Source organism: Mesorhizobium sp. L-8-3 (genome assembly GCF_016756615.1).
GTDB lineage: Bacteria > Pseudomonadota > Alphaproteobacteria > Rhizobiales > Rhizobiaceae.
Genome location: NZ_AP023262.1, coordinates 1,198,761 through 1,213,548 on the forward strand (window position 1 = coordinate 1,198,761; position 14,788 = coordinate 1,213,548).

Consider the following 14,788-nt stretch of genomic DNA (forward strand, 5'->3'; position numbering starts at 1 on the left):
CGTCCTCTCAATGCGTCGCGACTGGCACCGCCGCGCCGATCCGACTGCTACTTTCCCGGGCAAGGACGACGAGGATCACCAAGAACAGCGCCTCGGCAATGGCGAAGGCAACGAAGGCTTGGGTGAAGGAACCGCCCGATGCCCGGATGATCAGGCCCATAATCCAAGGCGACAGGAAGCTCGAGATCACACCGAACACTTCGGCGTAGCCGACGGCAGCGGTGGCCAGTTCGTCCGGATATTTCTCGCTGAGCAGCGAGAAGATCGCCCCGCCGCCGAACACCGCGATGCCGCTCAGCCCGGCAAAGAGCAGCAGCCAGGCGAAATCCATCGGGACGAGGGTGGCAGCCGAGAAGGCGATTGCCGTGAGCAGCGCGAGCGCCGTGCCGAACTTGATGATGAAGGCCTTGCCGATCCGGTCCGCGGCATAGCCGCCGATGACGAGGAACACCACCTGCGACAGCCCCATCAGTGTGCCGACCAGGGCGGCGTCCTCGACCGGCATCTGCTGGACGGCGATATAGGCCGGCACCACCCAGGTCGCAGTGCCGGCGATGGCGAGCGTGCAGGCGGCAATGCCGAGCCCGCCGACCAGTATCCACCTGGAGCGGAAGATCGCGGCGAGCGGGACCGAGGCGCCGTGCGGCAGCGACTCCTCCCAGGCAAAGCCGCGGATGCCGATCTCGGCCGGGCCATTGCGCCCGAACAGTACGATGGCGAGCGCCACGAGAAGTGTGCCGCCGGCGAGAAGGGCGAAGAAGGTCCGCCAGCCGAATGCGATGGTCAACGGAATACCAAGCGCGAAGTCGAGCGTTATAGCCAGGCTGTAGGCGGCCAGGATCATGCCGACGATGCTGCCGCGCCGCGTCTGTGGGAACCAGCCGATGATCAGCTTCATGTTGCCCAGGAAGATCGCGGCGTCGAAGAAGCCGATGAACAGCCTGAGCGCCACCAATTGCCCATAACTCTGGACGAAGACCTGCAGCACCATGCCGAGCCCGGTGCCAAGCAGGCCGATGAGCAACATGTTGCGGGCGCTCATGCCGCGGCTCACCTGCGACCAGGCGACCATGCCGAAACCATAGGTCAAGGCGAAGATGCCCTGCGCGAGCCCGGCTTGGGCCGGGTCGAGCCGCAGCGTATCGGAGATGAAGGGAATGACCGCCGCGAAGGCGTACCAGTCCGCCGCCAGAAAGATCTCGCAGGTCAGTGCGAGCGCCAACATACCGATCTGCCAACGCCGGATGCGCGACCGATCGACCTCGGAAACCATGTCCCAGTTCATGTGTCCGTTCCCCTGTCCGGATTGTCGTTCCATGATGCGCCTTTTCGGCGCTTTTTCTCCTTGGCTGCCTCCCCGCAGCCGACTGGAAACGGGGAGGTCGTAGGGCATCAGGGCTGCGGCGGCAGGAAATCGACCTCATGCTCTGCCGCGATGCGCACCACTTCGGCGGGGTCGCCGACATTGTGGATGCGTTCGAACAAGCCGCGCAGCGCCCTCGTTGGCGACACCCAGAACAGGCAGCTTACTGTGCCGGACGACTTGTTGAAGATGCCGTGCGGCCGGCCCATCGGCATGCGCACGAGATCGCCGGCCTTGGCGATCACCTCCTTGCCGTCGAGCCACAGGTCGAGCCGGCCTTCGAAGACGGAGATGAACTCGTCCTGGGTCGGATGGGTGTGCGGCGGCACGAAGGTCCCCGGCGGCAGGATGGCATGCCAGGCCATCGAGGCCTCCGATTGCTGCTTCAGCGTGTAGGTCTGGCCAAGAATGCTCCATCTGGCACCGTCATAGGCTTCGTCGCCGAGTGTCACGCCGGCCTGCATTACGGTCATCGTTTCGTCCTTCTGCGAAAGATTGGGCTTCGACAGATTGGGCTTCGACAGATTGCGTTTGTCTGGTCTTCAAGCGGCGAGGAAGTCGCGCAGGCATGCCACCGCTTCCTCGGGCTTTTCCTCGAACAGCAGGTGACCGGCATCGGGAATACGAGCGAGGCGGGCGTCCGGAACACCGTCCAGCCAGGCCGCGGCCTGCGCTGCCGGCCGCATGCGGTCCTCGGCGCCCCAAAGCAGCAAGGTCGGCACTGAGATGCGATGGAGCCAGCGGCCGAGCTTGGGATTGCCTTGCGGTTCGTCGCCGAGCAGCCTGCCCAACGCCGCCATCTCGCGGCCGAGAGCCTGCCCGAAAGCCGGGTCGGGTGTTTTTCGGGAAATAGCCGAACGCAACCTGCGGATCATGAGTGAGATAGCCCGGCAGGTCGAGCGGCGCGACCAGCGACAGGTCCGGCGCAGGATGTTCCGGCACCACGAGACCTGCCGGGGCGGCGAGTACCAGCTTGCGCAGGCCGGCCGGACGGCGCGCCGCGAATTCGGCTGCGATCCAGCCGCCGAGCGAGAAACCGGCCATGTCGAAATCCGTGAGACCGAGCCGGTCGGCCAGATCGGCATAATGCAGCACATGATCGTCGATCGCGGTGAGGTCACCATCGGCGGATTCGCCGAAGCCTGCATGGTAGGGAATGACCACGCGCATATCAGGCGCGAGCTGGCGCGCGAATTCGAAGCCGGGAAAGGTACCGGCGCCGTGGAGGAAGAGCAGGGGCCTGCCCGAGCCGATGGCATGGACGACGATGCGGACCCCGCCGATGTCGTGCTCGGTCCGTTCGAAGCCGTCCATGACAGGCGCGGAGCGTGAGAGGATTGCCTGGTTCATGCGGTCGGAATCTCCTTCCTATTCGGCGGCGGCGCAGCCGCGCCGCGCGATAAGACCGGCCAGCTGGTCGACCGCGGCGGCGATGCGCTGCAGCACCAGCGGGTTGGCGGGCACGCCCTCGGCAAAGTCCGGCTCGCTTGCATAGATCGCGGTCGGGATGGTGCAGGCCTCGAAGAAACCGAACAGCGGCCTCAGCTGGTGTTCGACGACGAGGCAGTGGCGGGCCCCACCGCCGGTGGCCGTGATGAGGACGGGACGATCGATCAGCGCGGTCGGCCGCACGAGGTCGAAGACGTGCTTGAACAGGCCGGTATAGGAGCCCTTGTAGACAGGACTGCCGACGACAAGCGCATCGGCGGCCTCGATCGCGTCCACGATGGCGCCAACATCCGCCGGCAGGCCCGTGCCGGAGCCGGCCGCGGCGAGATCGAGAACCTCGACGGCAATGCCGTGGCGCTTCAGCAGGCTCTGCGAAACGGTTTCGACGAGCGCACGTGTTTTGGACGGCCTCTGCGTGTTGCCGCAGAAGCCGACGACCTTGACTGCCATCGGCGCGATACTCCCAGATCGACGCGACCGGGTTCCATGCCGGAACGGCCGCCTTCCTTCCCGTCGCCGCCATCCTCGAACCGGCGGCCGCCATGGACAACCCCGCCAGTTGGGGGGTTGAACGCGATGCCGCGGACTTGAAACACTCAGCCACGCAGCAAGACCGGGCCGCCGAGCCCGGCGTCAGAACCGAAGAACGATGGTGGAGCCCGTGAACATGTCCGTTGCCAATCTCAAGCAATCGCCGAGACGGTCGCTGACCGAAATGCGGTCACGCGTCGAAAGCATCCTGCCTGCGATCGAGGCAGCGGCAGAGGAAAGCGAACAACTGAACCGACTTTCCGACGGCACGTTCAAGCTGCTGCGCGATGCCGGCCTCTACAGCATGATGATGCCGGAGGAGGTCGGCGGCGCCGAGCTTTCGCATGTCGAGGCAATGAGCCTTGGCGAGCGTGTGGCCTGGGCGCATGGCTCGGCCGGCTGGTGCGTAATCGTGAACAACGCGGTGGGCGGCGTGCTTTCCCTGCTCGTTCCCGACGAGGGGGCGAAGGAGATCTTCGCGGGCGGAGCGGACACGACGGTCGCCGGTAACGGCGTGCCGCGCGGTTATGCGCGACCGGTCGACGGCGGCTACATGATCAAGGGGCATTGGGCCTATGGCAGCGGCATCCACCATGCGCAATGGATCCATTCGGGCTGCTTCGTGACGGATGACGACGGCAATATGATCAAGCAGGCCAACGGCCAGCCCGAGATCGTCGTCACGCACCATCCGCGCGAGACGATAGAGCTCAAGGGCAACTGGGACGTGCTCGGCCTGCGCGCCACGGGAAGCTTCGACTATACGCTGAAGGACGCCGGCGAACTCTTCGTGCCGCAGCACCGATGCTACAGCTTCAATGAAAGCAAGGCCAAGCGCGGCGGCCGGCAGGGCGACCTCGGCCTCGTAGGCTACACCGCCTGGGGTCATACGACATGGGCGCTCGGCGTCGGGCGGCGCATGTTGGACGAGTTGGCCAAGCTTGCCGCCAAACGCGTTGACGCCTTCGGCAAGATGAACGAAAGCGCAACATTCAAATATGAGTTCGCCCGTGCCGAAGCGCGGTTCCGCTCGGCGCGCGCCTTCGCCTATCAGGCCTGGACGAGCCTTGCCGAGACCTTCGCGGCGGATGGCTCAGCTTCGCTCGAGCAGATCGCCGATGTGAAGCTCGCCATGCGTCATGTGCACGACGTGATCTCCGACGTCGGCACCTTCGCTCACCGGGCAGCCCGCGGCGCCTCGCTGCACAACGGCGTGATGCAGCGTTTCTACCGCGACATCCATTCGGGCACGCAGCACATATTGATGGCCGACGAAGTCGTCCAGGAATGTGGGCGCGTCTATCTCGGCACGGTCGGCGATCGGGCAAAATGGGGCGTGTTCGGCGTCGACGGCTGAACTGCCTTTACGCAGCGACTTGCTTTTTGCCCGTTTGCCGGAAATTCTTGGCCGGCAAACGGGAAGCTCGCTCGGGGACGGCGAGCTGCCGCCCCGGGACGGCGAGCATGCCGCGTCCGACAAGCCCGAACAACGGGCGGCGGGCGCGGGGAGGAGCGACAGATGCACCGGCCACCGGTCATGACGGATCCGCCCGCGAACCTGCTCGGCGATGCCGCGCTCAACGTCGCCGCGAGCCGGTCGCTCGCGGCATTGGGCGACGCCTGCCACCGCGAGATCGAGCGGCTGATGGGATCGCCCACCGTCGGCCTCTACCTTCTGGACGACGAAAAGCCCTGTCTCTTCTACAGCAGAGAGGCGCCCGAGGGCTTCATCCGCGAATACAGCGACGAATTCGACAAATGCGATCCGCTGCTCGCCTTTGTCTGCGAGAAGGGACGGCCGGTCGACGGCTCGACCCTGGTCGGCGCGACGAGCTGGCAGGCCTGCAACAATTTCGAGCTGCTGCGCCGCTGGGGCTTCATGCATTGCATGGCCGGTCCGCTGCGCGTCGAGGGCCGCGTGGTTGGCGTCGTCTATACCGCCAATCGCGGCAGCACGGGTCCATATGGATCGCTTGAAGTCGACACGATGCAGGTCCTCTGCCGCGCCGGATCGCTTGCCCTGGCCACGATGGTCGAGACCGGCAGACTGGACGGCGCGCCGGTCGCCTGGATCGGCCAATCGGCCAGCACGCCTGGTGAAACCGCGCCGGCTGCCGGGGCGCTCGGCCAGCTTCCGACGCGGTCGCGGGCGGTGGCGGAACTCGTCTGCCATGGCCGGTCCAACAAGGAGATCGCCCGGGCCCTGGGCATCTCCGCTCACACGGTGAAGGAACATGTCGCCGGCCTCTGCCGGAAACTCGAGGCGCACAACCGCACCGAACTCGTCCAGCGTCTGCTGACGCGACACTGATTTTAGGAGCCTCAATCGCCGGCGCGGCCCATCCGGGCCGCTTGGCTTTCGCGTCGACAGGCCTGGGCCACGCAGACGCGCGCTCCAACGGTCGATCTTATCGACCATTGGTCTGGGCGCGGTGGGACAAGAGTCTGCCGCAGCATTGATGGAGCGTCCTTGCGTGTCCAAATGGACCCGCGGTGCTCTATGCGCGCAGCAAGCCGCCGGTCTGCTTCTTCACATTCTCGACAATACGGCCGGCCAGCGCCTCGAAATCCTCGTCCGTCAGGGTCTTGTCGACGGGCTGGATCGAGACCTCGATGGCGATCGACTTCCTGTCCGGGCCGAGGGCAGAGCCTTCGAAGACATCGAAGACGGACACGTCCGTGATGAGTTTCCTGTCGGCGGCAAGTGCCGCGCGGGTCAGCGTGCCCGCCTCCACCGTCCTGTCGACGACAAAGGCGAAATCGCGCTTGACCGCCTGGAAGGCCGAAAGTTCCAGCCTGGGCTTGGTGCGCGTCGGCTTGGCCTTCGGTTCCGGAACGGCGTCGACATAGACTTCGAAGCCGGCGAGCGGGCCGGAGACGTCGAGCACTTGCAGCGTGCGGGGATGGAACTCGCCAAAGGTGCCGAGCACGGTCTTGGGACCGAGCCTGATGGTGCCGCAGCGGCCGGGATGATACCAGGCCGGCCCGCCGGCCTCGACCTGCAGCTTGTCGACAGGGGCGCCGCAGGCTTCCAGGACGGCGAAGGCATCGGCCTTGGCGTCGAACACCCCGACGGTCCCGGCATTGCCGGCCCAGTGGCGGCCCGCCCCCTCGAGCCCGGCGGTGCCGCGCCGCACGCCCGCCGCCACGCGGCGCTGGCCCTGAGGCGCATCGCCTTCATAGGTGCCCGACACTTCGAACAGGGCCACGTCGCCGATGCCCTTGTCGGCATTGCGCTGCGCGGCCGCAATCAGGCCCGGCAGCAGGGAGGGGCGCATGTCGGACATGTCGGCGGCGATCGGATTGGCAAGCTTCAGCGACGGCTGGCCGCCACCGAACCATTCAGCATGCTTCGCCGGGATGAACGACCATGTGACCGCTTCCAGCATGCCCCGGACGGCAAGCGCGCGCTTCGCCGAGCGGGTGCGGATCTGCAGCGTCGTCAGGATCTTCGCGTTTACGACGTCATGGCTGGTCAGCGGCTGCGGCGCGATGTTGTCGACGCCGTGGATGCGCATGACCTCTTCCACGAGGTCGGCCTTGCCGTCGACATCGGGGCGCCACGACGGAACCGCCACGTCGACCACGTCGCCCGAGCGATCCGGGACGAAGCCGAGGCGTGACAGGATATCGAGGCTTTCGGCATTCGGCACGTCGAGACCGGTCAGCCGCTTCACTTCCGACACCGGGAAGGAGACGATCTTCGGCCGATGTCCGGCGTAACCGACAACCTCGGTCCCGGCGGGTTCGCCGCCGCAGAAGTCGAGCACCATGCGGGTCGCCAGTTCCAGGCCGGGAACCATGAATTCGGGATCGACACCGCGCTCGAAGCGGTAGCGCGCATCGGTGATGATCCCAAGCGAACGGCCGGTGCGGGCGATGTTGAGCGGCTCCCAAAGCGCCGACTCGATCAGCACGTCGATCGTGTTCTCGTCGCAGCCGGAATGCTCGCCGCCCATGACGCCGGCGATCGACTCGACGCCGTCCTGATCCGATATGACGCACATTTCTGGCGTCAGTTCGTATTCGCGGCCGTCCAGCGCCAGAACCTTCTCGCCGTCACGCGCGCGGCGCACGACGAGATCGCCCTTGACCTTGGCTGCGTCGAAGACGTGAAGCGGACGGCCGCGGTCGAAGGTGATGTAGTTGGTGATGTCGACCAGGGCATTGATCGGCCTGAGTCCGATGGCGAGCAAGCGCTGCTGCATCCATTTGGGCGACGGCCCGTTCTTCACGCCGCGCACCAGCCGCAACGCGAAGCCATGGCAGAGCGACGGCGTGTCCCCGAAATCGAGCGTCACCGCCACCGGCGTCCTGCCCTTGCCCGGCACAGTCTCGACCGGCGGCGTCTTCAGCCGGCCAAGCCCGCTCGCGGCCAGATCGCGGGCGATGCCGTGGACGCCGGTCGCATCGGGACGGTTGGGGGTGAGATTGATCTCGATGACAGGATCGTCAAGCTTCGCCCAGGCGGCGAAAGGCTGCCCGACCGGCGCATCGGCCGGAAGGTCGATGATGCCGTCATGCTCCTCGGAAAGCTCGAGCTCGCGCTCCGAGCACATCATGCCGTGGCTCTCCACGCCCCGGATCTTGCCGACCGAAAGCGTCACGTCGATTCCCGGGACATAGGTGCCTGGAGCGGCGAAGGCGCCGACGAGGCCGGCCCGTGCATTGGGCGCGCCGCAGACGACCTGGATCGGCTTGCCGTCGCCGGTGTCGACAGTGAGCACCTGAAGCTTGTCGGCGTCGGGATGACGCGCCGCCGTCAGCACCTTGGCGATAACGAAGGGCTTGAGACCGGACTTGTCGTCGACGGCTTCGACTTCGAGCCCGATTGCGGTCAGGCGCTCGACGATCTCGTCGAGCGACGCGTCGGTCTCGAGATGGTCCTTCAACCAGGAGAGGGTCAGTTTCATCAGGCTATCCTCCGGAAGTCTTCCGGTTTTCTCGATTGGGTTGCGGCGATGCTCAGGAGCCGCGACAGGATGTTGGCATAGCCGCGCGCATCGTCGATCGCGCGATGGGTGTGTTCGACATGACCGAGCCAGTCCGGCGGAAAGTCGTTCTTCAGCCAGTCCCCGTAAGGCCAGCCGAAGAGACCACCCATGAAGCTCGGAAGGTCGATGCCCGGGCCGTCGAACAGCTTGGGCCCGGGGAAGGGGCTGCTGAGCAAGCGGATCCCGAGGAAAGACTTGAGATACTCGTCGATCCAGGCGCCGTCGAAGATCAGCGGCCGCGCCACGAAGACGCGCGGTCCCGGCAGGCCCTCGACCCAGCCAGCGAAACGCCGCATCTCGGCTTCGGCCGGACGGGGGTCGGTCGTCGCCGCCCTGAATGCCTCCGGATATCCCGCCCACCATGCCGTGGTCTCAAGGTTGTGACTGCGATCGGGACGAGGGGCGAGCACCGCCTCGAACTCTCCGACAATCGCTGCCGAACCGTCCACCGCGACGGAGGCGAAGCTCAGCATCGAGTTCGACTGCGGGTCCGGGCCATCGGCTTCGATATCGGTCACCACATAGGTCGGCTGGCTTCCGGTCATGGTGCTACGGCCTCGGCACGCTGGTCGACAGATGCCTGGGCAGTCCGTCGGGCATATGCACGAAGGGGAGTTGCTCGCGCACCCAGGCATGCTGCGTCGGCTTGTAGTAGGCGGCCATGTCCATGACACCCAGCATGAAGTAGATGCGGTCGGCGAGCCGTTTGTCGGTATAGGCGATCGGCGAGCCGCAGGTGCCGCAGAAGCTGCGCGTCACCGCTCCGTTGGTGTAGCGACACAAGCTGTCGCCGGCGATGACCACGGCATCAGCCATGAAGCCGACAAAGGCGGAGACCGGCGCGCCCGAAGCCTTGCGGCAGTCGGTGCAGTGGCAATAGCTGATGTGGTTGGGGTCGGCCGAAGTCTCGAACCGCACCCCGCCGCAACGGCAGCCGCCGGAATGCAGCGCCGTCATGTACTGAGGCCTCCGAACAAGGTCGGCATGTCGAGCGGCCGGAAGCCGTAATGCGACAGCCAGCGCACATCCGCGTCGAAGAAGGCGCGCAGATCGGGCATGCCGTACTTCAGCATGGCGATGCGGTCGATGCCCATGCCCCAGGCGAAGCCCTGATACTCGTCGGGATCGAGGCCGCCGTAACGCAGCACGTTGGGATGGACCATGCCGCAGCCGAGGATCTCCATCCAGTCGGAACCCTCGCCGAAGCGCACCTCGCCCGGCCGCGAACGGTCGCACTGGATATCGACCTCGAGGCTCGGCTCGGTGAAGGGGAAGAAGCTCGGCCGGAACCGCATCTTCACCGACGGTACTTCGAAGAAGGCCTTGCAGAACTCTTCAAGCACCCACTTCATATTGGCGACATTGGCCGTCTTGTCGATCACCAGCCCTTCGACCTGATGGAACATCGGCGAATGGGTGGCGTCCGAATCCTGCCGGTAGGTCTTGCCCGGGATGACGATGCGGATCGGCGGCTTCTGCGCTTCCATGGTGCGGATCTGGACCGGCGAGGTGTGGGTGCGCAGCACCTTGCGCTCGCCCTTCTCGTCCGGCTGGAAGAAGAAGGTGTCGTGCATCTCGCGCGCCGGATGGCCCTCGGGGAAGTTCAGCGCGGTGAAATTGTAGTAGTCGGTCTCGATGTCAGGGCCTTCGGCGATGGCGAAACCAAGATCGCCGAAGATCGCCGCGATCTCGTCGATGACCTGGCTGATCGGATGGATGCGGCCCCGCTCGCCCGGCGACTGGCGCACCGGCAGGGTAACGTCGACCTTCTCCGCCGCGAGCCGTGCGGCAATCGCGACATCCTTCAGTTCCGCCCTGCGGGCCGAGAGCGCCTCGGCGACGCGGTTCTTGAGACCGTTGATGGCCGGGCCCTTGACCTGGCGCTCCTCGGGGCTCATCGCGCCCAGCGTCTTCAGAAGCTCCGAGATCGAGCCCTTCTTGCCGAGCGCAGAAACCCGCACGGCCTCGATCGCCTGCTCGTCCGCCGCCGCGGCGATGTCGGCGACCAGGGCATCTTCAAGCGCGTTCAGATTGGTGCTTGCGTCGTTCACGATCAAACCCATTTCGTTCCTGCGTCGTCACCGCACCGGTGACCGGTCAAAGAAAAACCCGCGCCGGCCCTGCCAGCGCGGGTTTCCCAAATCAGAATTTCGAAAGCTTGGGAAGCGCTGGTCTTAGGCGACAGCGCTTTCAAAAGCATTCGGGGTGGTGTTCTTGAGATATTCGAGCGCGACCTTGGCCTTGGCGACCAGGACGGCGAAAGCCTGCGGCTCATGGATCGCCATGTCGGACAGGACCTTGCGGTCGATCTGGATGCCGGCCTTGTTCAGTCCGTCGATGAAGCGGCCATAGGTCAGCCCCTGCTCATGGACGGCGGCGTTGATGCGCTGGATCCAAAGGGCGCGGAACGAACGCTTGCGGTTCTTGCGGTCGCGATAGGCATACTGCTTCGACCGCTCCACCGCCTGCTTGGCGATGCGGATCGTATTCTTGCGGCGGCCGTAGAAACCCTTGGCGGCTTTCAGGACCTTCTTGTGCTTGGCGTGGGCGGTTACGCCTCTTTTGACGCGTGCCATGTCATGATCTCCTTAAACGCTGTCCAGGCAGGGCTCAGAGGCCGCCGCCGTTGGGAAGAAAATTCTTGATGACCTTCCTGGCATCCGGCTCGGCCAGAACCATCGTGCCGCGGGCATCGCGAATGAACTTGTTGGTGCGCTTGATCATGCCATGGCGCTTGCCGGCGGCCTGCGCCTTGACGTTGCCGTTGGCGGTGATCTTGAACCGCTTCTTGGCAGCCGATTTGGTCTTCATCTTGGGCATTTTGCTACTCCTTCGACGGGTCCGGCGCCTTCGGCGACCGCCCCTTGTTGTTGTTTCCGGACCGACCAAAGTCCGGAAAGCAAGAGAAACCGCCACGGCATGCCCTGCCGGGCGGCTTTTTTGGAACGCGGCCTTATAGCGGCGAGTCCGCGAAAGCGCAACTGCCTTGCCAAGACACATCGGACGCCCGGCCACGGAGGCCGGCGTCCGGTGTGGAAACCGCCATGAGATCCGCTCAGCGGGGGGCCAGCACCATCATCATCTGGCGGCCCTCGAGCTTCGGCTCGGCCTCGACCTTGGCGATCGTGGCGACCTCTTCACGGACCTTGTTCAGGAGCTGCATGCCGAGCTCCATATGCGCCATCTCCCGGCCCCGGAAGCGCAGCGTCAGCTTGACCTTGTCGCCTTCCTCGAAGAACCGGCGGACCGCCTTCATCTTCACGTCATAGTCATGCGTGTCGATGTTGGGGCGCATCTTGATCTCCTTGATCTCGATGACCTTCTGGTTCTTGCGCGCCTCGGCCGCCTTCTTCTGGTTGGCGTATTTCAGCTTGCCGAGATCGAGGATCTTGACGACGGGCGGCGTTGCGTTCGGAGAGATCTCGACAAGGTCGAGCCCTGCCTCTTCGGCCGCCAGCAGTGCTTCGTTGATCGAAACATCGCCGCGATTGTTGCCGGTCTCGTCGATGAGCTGAACCCGGGGAACCCGGATGTCCCTGTTTGCGCGCGGGCCGTCCTTGGTAGGCGCCGCGGCTTTGAATGGCCTGCGAATGGTCGTGGTCTCCTTGAGCCGTTGACGAAAATTGTGTCGGTCGCGCCTATGTCGTGCGGGCGCGGCGCAAGTCAATAGCACAGCAAACAGAATAAATCACCCGAAACCGCACGCGGGACCGCAACGTCGCCCGGCTCTTTCCGCGCGATGCCGCCTGTGCCAAAAGGCGTATCGACCGAGAGGGCATGATGACGAAAGAACTGAAGACCTGCATCGAGGTGGCCGGCAACCGGATCGAGGTGCGCCATCGTCCCGGCCGCCCGGCGGGCGCGGTCTGGCTTGGCGGCTTCCGCTCCGACATGGTCGGCACCAAGGCCGAAAGGCTCGACCAGTGGGCTGCCGAGACCGGCCACGCCTATCTGCGCCACGACTATTCGGGCCACGGCACGTCGGGCGGTTCGTTCCGGGACGGCACGATCTCGCGATGGCTCGACGAGAGCCTCGCCGTTTTCCGCCGCTTCACGACCGGCCCACAGGTGCTGGTCGGCTCGTCCATGGGGGCGTGGATCGCGCTGCGCATGACGGCCGAGCTCGGAAAGGCCGGCGAGGGCGACCGTGTCGGCGGGATGGTGCTGCTCGCGCCGGCGCCCGACTTCACGAGCGAGCTGATGGAGCCGCAACTGACGGCCGAGCACCGGCGCTCGCTCGCCGAGCGCGGCTATTTCGAGGAGCCGTCGGAATATTCGCCGGAGCCCAATATCTACACCCGCGCGCTGTTCGAGGACGGCGCGGCCAACCGGGTCATGACCGGGCCGATCGACACGCATTGCCATGTCCACATCCTGCAAGGTCTCGCCGACCCCGATGTCCCGCATCGGCATGCGCTGAAGCTGGTCGGGCTGCTGCCGGCCGACGATGTGACGCTGTCGCTGATTCCGGGCGGCGACCACCGCCTGTCGCGGCCTCAGGATCTCGACCTCCTCGTCAAGACGGTCGCGGCGATGGTCGAACAGGCAGCCTGAAGTGCGCGCATCGATCCCCGTCTCGGCCTTCGTCGCCGCGATCGTCGGCTTCGGCGGCACGCTCGCCGTGGTCGTCGCCGCAGCCGACGCGGTGGGTGCGACACAGGCCCAGACTGCGAGCGGGGTGACGGCGATCTGCCTGGCCATGGCGGTGGAGACGGGGTGGCTCTCCTGGCGCACCAGGATGCCCATCATCAGCGCCTGGTCGACCCCGGGCGCCGCGCTCGTCGCGGCGTCGAGCGGCTTCACCATGGCCGACGCCGTCGGCGCCTTCATCGTGGCAGCGCTTCTCCTGGTTGCCACGGGCTTGTTCCGGCCGCTGACCAAACTGGTCTCGCGCATTCCACCCTCGGTGGCGTCGGGCATGCTCGGCGGCATCCTTGTGAGCTTTGCCATCAATGCCGCGAAGACCGTGCCCGGCGACCCCTGGCTGATCCTGCCGCTCATTGCCGCCTTCTTCGTGATCCGCCTGTTCAATCCCGCGCTGTCGGTGCTCGCGGTGCTGGTCGGCGGCGGGGCGGCCGCCTTCCTGACCGGCCGCATCGGCGGCCTGCCCGCCCCGGAACTCTCGACGCTGACCCTGACCATGCCCGAATTCTCGGTCGCAGCGACGGTCGGCCTCGCGATCCCGCTCTATCTCGTCACCATGGCGTCGCAGAACCTTTCCGGACTCGCCGTACTGCGCGCAGCCGGCTACCATCCGGATGCGGGGCCGCTGATCGGCGTCACCGGACTGTTGTCGCTGCTATCGGCGCCGTTTGGCGCGCTGACCAGCAATCTCGCCGCGATCTCGGCCGCGATCTGCACCGGCCCCGACGCGCATCCGGACCCCGCCGAACGCTGGAAGACCGGCCCCTTCTACGCTCTCGCCTACTTGGTCTTCGCCATCTTCGGCGCATCGCTCGTGGCGATCCTGGCGGTGCTTCCGCAACACCTGATCGTGCTGGTCGCCGGCCTCGCCTTGATGGCGCCGCTCGCCAATGCGCTGTCGATCGCGCTCGGCGACGAGCGGCAGCGCATGGCGGCGACCACCGCCTTCGCCGTTACAGCTTCGGGCCTCGCCCTGTTCGGCGTCGGCGCAGCCTTCTGGGGCCTGGTCGCAGGGCTGACCGTGCTCGCCCTCGACGCCTTCAGAAAACGCTAGCGTATCTGGCTCGAGCGTGGCATCGGCTTCGAGGAAAATCCGATGCTGCTGCAAATGGATAGAGCTGCAGCAGCAATTCTGTCAGCGCGCAGGTTGCTCCTGAGAGCGCGACTGCTTGTCGGGTTTTGCCCAAAACCATCTTGAATCGCCATTTTTCCCTTCCCATGTCGAGTGGAGCAGCCGGAACCGGTTGCCCCCAACGGAAGGAACGGGAGAAGATGAACACGACTGCACTGATCCGTCCGGCGTGGACGCCGGCGACCATCGCGCTGATGGTGATCGGCTTCATGGTGTTCTGGCCGCTCGGCCTCGCCATGCTCGCCTATATCATCTGGGGCGACCGGCTCGACGGCTTCAAGCGCGACGTCAACCGCGCCACGGACGGTATTTTCGCCGGCTGCCGCGGGCGCCACGCCCGCCATCGTAGTTACGGCCGCACCGGCAACGTGGCCTTCGACGACTGGCGCGAGAAGGAACTGGAGCGCCTGGCCGAAGAGCGTCGCAAGCTCGACGAGACGCTGAACGAGTTCGACGAATATATGCGCGAGCTGCGCCGCGCCAAGGACCAGGAAGAGTTCGACCGCTTCATGGCCAATCGCTCGAAGACGACGCCCGCGCCCACCCAGAACACGGGCAAGCGCAAGGGTTCTTCGTCGGGCCTGCTCGACGAAGTCTGAGACAGGATCCATCAACGGCAGAATCGGCGCCGGCAACGGCGCCGTTTTTCATCGGGAGAATACGCACCGGCATTCC

General features: G+C 65.6%; 16 protein-coding genes and 1 pseudogene. 5 read left to right on the forward strand and 12 right to left on the reverse strand.

The window, feature by feature from the left end; all coding sequences use genetic code 11:
- Nucleotides 1-7: 7 nt before the first annotated feature.
- From JN302_RS05520 to JN302_RS05535, 5 genes and pseudogenes are all read right to left on the reverse strand, one after another.
- A complete protein-coding gene (locus JN302_RS05520) occupies nt 8-1,285 on the reverse strand; it encodes an MFS transporter (protein ID WP_202332243.1) in 1,278 nt (425 codons plus the stop codon).
- 107 nt (nt 1,286-1,392) lie between these two features.
- Nucleotides 1,393-1,836, reverse strand: coding sequence for a cupin domain-containing protein (locus JN302_RS05525; protein WP_202332244.1), 444 nt, complete (start codon nt 1,834-1,836; stop codon nt 1,393-1,395).
- Nucleotides 1,837-1,905: 69 nt separating this feature from the next.
- Entirely contained in the window at nt 1,906-2,238 is a 333-nt protein-coding gene (locus JN302_RS38960; RefSeq protein WP_244846802.1) for an alpha/beta fold hydrolase, read from the reverse strand.
- Nucleotides 2,129-2,713, reverse strand: a pseudogene (locus tag JN302_RS38965) (alpha/beta fold hydrolase); the annotation flags it as partial. The gene JN302_RS38960 and the pseudogene JN302_RS38965, both read right to left, overlap by 110 nt.
- Before the next feature lie 18 nt (nt 2,714-2,731).
- A complete protein-coding gene (locus JN302_RS05535; RefSeq protein WP_202332245.1) occupies nt 2,732-3,262 on the reverse strand; it encodes an NAD(P)H-dependent oxidoreductase in 531 nt (176 codons plus the stop codon).
- Nucleotides 3,263-3,479: 217 nt separating this feature from the next.
- Here JN302_RS05535 and JN302_RS05540 point away from each other — a divergent pair, with 217 nt between their 5' ends.
- Both JN302_RS05540 and JN302_RS05545 read left to right on the forward strand, forming a co-directional pair.
- The gene (locus JN302_RS05540; protein ID WP_202332246.1) at nt 3,480-4,700 is read left to right on the forward strand and encodes an acyl-CoA dehydrogenase family protein; all 1,221 of its coding nucleotides are present in this window, start codon (nt 3,480-3,482) and stop codon (nt 4,698-4,700) included.
- A gap of 162 nt (nt 4,701-4,862) precedes the next feature.
- Nucleotides 4,863-5,654 carry a response regulator transcription factor gene (locus tag JN302_RS05545; protein ID WP_202332247.1) on the forward strand — a complete coding sequence of 264 codons (792 nt, stop codon included), beginning with the start codon at nt 4,863-4,865 and terminating at the stop codon, nt 5,652-5,654.
- Nucleotides 5,655-5,841: 187 nt separating this feature from the next.
- On the opposite strand, the gene pheT is transcribed toward JN302_RS05545, so the two are convergent.
- The 7 genes from pheT to infC all read right to left on the reverse strand — a co-directional run bounded on the left by pheT (nt 5,842) and on the right by infC (nt 11,929).
- Nucleotides 5,842-8,256, reverse strand: coding sequence for a phenylalanine--tRNA ligase subunit beta (gene pheT / locus JN302_RS05550; protein ID WP_202332248.1), 2,415 nt, complete (start codon nt 8,254-8,256; stop codon nt 5,842-5,844).
- Nucleotides 8,256-8,882 carry a DNA polymerase III subunit epsilon gene (locus tag JN302_RS05555; protein ID WP_202332249.1) on the reverse strand — a complete coding sequence of 209 codons (627 nt, stop codon included), beginning with the start codon at nt 8,880-8,882 and terminating at the stop codon, nt 8,256-8,258. The genes pheT and JN302_RS05555 overlap by 1 nt, the downstream gene beginning before the upstream one ends.
- 4 nt (nt 8,883-8,886) lie before the next feature.
- Nucleotides 8,887-9,294 carry a GFA family protein gene (locus tag JN302_RS05560; protein ID WP_202332250.1) on the reverse strand — a complete coding sequence of 136 codons (408 nt, stop codon included), beginning with the start codon at nt 9,292-9,294 and terminating at the stop codon, nt 8,887-8,889.
- Nucleotides 9,291-10,400, reverse strand: a complete 1,110-nt coding sequence (gene pheS, locus JN302_RS05565; protein ID WP_202332251.1) for a phenylalanine--tRNA ligase subunit alpha — start codon at nt 10,398-10,400, stop codon at nt 9,291-9,293. The genes JN302_RS05560 and pheS overlap by 4 nt, the downstream gene beginning before the upstream one ends.
- 111 nt (nt 10,401-10,511) lie before the next feature.
- Nucleotides 10,512-10,913, reverse strand: a complete 402-nt coding sequence (gene rplT, locus JN302_RS05570; RefSeq protein WP_202310572.1) for a 50S ribosomal protein L20 — start codon at nt 10,911-10,913, stop codon at nt 10,512-10,514.
- A gap of 34 nt (nt 10,914-10,947) precedes the next feature.
- A complete protein-coding gene (rpmI, locus tag JN302_RS05575; protein ID WP_202310573.1) occupies nt 10,948-11,157 on the reverse strand; it encodes a 50S ribosomal protein L35 in 210 nt (69 codons plus the stop codon).
- A gap of 235 nt (nt 11,158-11,392) precedes the next feature.
- Complete coding sequence (infC, locus tag JN302_RS05580) at nt 11,393-11,929, reverse strand: translation initiation factor IF-3 (RefSeq protein WP_202314564.1); 537 nt, start codon at nt 11,927-11,929, stop codon at nt 11,393-11,395.
- Nucleotides 11,930-12,117: 188 nt separating this feature from the next.
- Between infC and JN302_RS05585 the strand changes: the two genes are divergently transcribed.
- The 3 genes from JN302_RS05585 (at nt 12,118) to JN302_RS05595 (ending at nt 14,712) form a co-directional block, all read left to right on the forward strand.
- Nucleotides 12,118-12,891: an alpha/beta hydrolase gene (locus JN302_RS05585; protein ID WP_202310574.1), complete on the forward strand. Its 774-nt coding sequence runs from the start codon at nt 12,118-12,120 to the stop codon at nt 12,889-12,891.
- A 1-nt stretch (nt 12,892) separates the two neighbouring features.
- Nucleotides 12,893-14,035 (forward strand): benzoate/H(+) symporter BenE family transporter, encoded by a 1,143-nt coding sequence (locus JN302_RS05590; RefSeq protein WP_202332252.1) that lies wholly within the window; start codon nt 12,893-12,895, stop codon nt 14,033-14,035.
- A gap of 218 nt (nt 14,036-14,253) precedes the next feature.
- Nucleotides 14,254-14,712: a DUF2852 domain-containing protein gene (locus JN302_RS05595; protein WP_202332253.1), complete on the forward strand. Its 459-nt coding sequence runs from the start codon at nt 14,254-14,256 to the stop codon at nt 14,710-14,712.
- Nucleotides 14,713-14,788 lie beyond the last annotated feature (76 nt).